The organism is Spiroplasma sp. ChiS (assembly GCF_002968355.1).
GTDB classification, from domain to species: Bacteria; Bacillota_I; Bacilli_A; order Mycoplasmatales; family Mycoplasmataceae; genus Spiroplasma; species Spiroplasma citri.
The window spans coordinates 1-1,105 of the sequence record NZ_PUUH01000160.1 but is presented as its reverse complement, the minus strand read 5'-3'; the positions used below and the strand labels follow the sequence as shown (position 1 = coordinate 1,105).

General features: G+C 22.7%; 1 protein-coding gene and 1 pseudogene. One reads left to right on the top strand and one right to left on the bottom strand.

Annotation, left to right across the window (positions count from 1 at the left end):
* Positions 1 to 135: 135 nt before the first annotated feature.
* Positions 136 to 489, bottom strand: coding sequence for a hypothetical protein (locus C6B38_RS04730; protein ID WP_105298843.1), 354 nt, complete (start codon positions 487 to 489; stop codon positions 136 to 138).
* A 523-nt stretch (positions 490 to 1,012) separates the two neighbouring features.
* Between C6B38_RS04730 and C6B38_RS12345 the strand changes: the two are divergent.
* Positions 1,013 to 1,105: pseudogene (locus C6B38_RS12345) on the top strand (hypothetical protein); the annotation flags it as partial.

Below are 1,105 nucleotides of genomic sequence, written 5' to 3'. Positions count from 1 at the left end.
CTTTTGCACTAGGAATGGTCGTGATAATTTTGTAATATTTCATTTTTTCTGCTAAATCTAAATATTTAGTTAATTGGTTTATTTCATAATCTGTAAAATTATTTTCATATTTTAAATATTGTTTAATTTCATAAATTAAACCATCATAATCATCACTAATAATTTTAATTTTGCTAAATTCTTTAATATTGTCTTTGCTAGACTTGTATTCATCAAATAGAGAATGGTCGTGATAATTTTGTAATATTTCATTTTTTCTGCTAAATCTAAATATTTAGTTAATTGGTTTATTTCATAATCTGTAAAATTATTTTCATATTTTAAATATTGTTTAATTTCATAAATTAAACCATCATAATCATCACTAATAATTTTAATTTTGCTAAATTCTTTAATATTGTCTTTGCTAGACTTGTATTCATCAAATAGATTATTAATTTCATTTTCTAATTTATTTCGTTCAAATTCTTTAACTTCTCGAAAATTCATTGCATTATAACTACCTTTACCTCCAATTTTACCAGGCTCTATTTCATAACCTTCTTTTGTTAAATAATTAGCATGATAATTATTAAATTTTTGTAGTTGTTTTTTACCACCAAAAATACGATTATTACTAATTATGTATCTTTCTTCATTGAGCTTTTTTGAAAAAACTTTACTAATTGGAATAAAACCAAAATTGTAGAAACCACATACATTTTGTATTTTTGGTTTTTACAGTTTTGGAAAGTAAATTTTTTTAATATTTTTAATTGAGGAGTTGAAATTATGCAAACAAAGCAATATTTTATTTTGCGGTCGCTAGTGAAAAAGTATGGTAAAGATAATGTTATTAATACTGTTAATAAGATTGCAAAAGATATTGAAATTAAAAAGTAAAAGAATAAATTATTCCGCGTAATTTATTAGCGGATAATTTATTCAGTAGTGTTTTTAATGGAGCGAAGCGACAACGAGCGGAGCGAGTTTGCAAATTTCAATTTTTTAGTTTTTAGAAAGGAGATGTATTATGCCAACTTGATTAACGACAATATTTAGTGTTGTTATTGTATTAGCAATTTTTCTTTATTTTGGTTTATCAATTTATCAAAAAATTAAACAA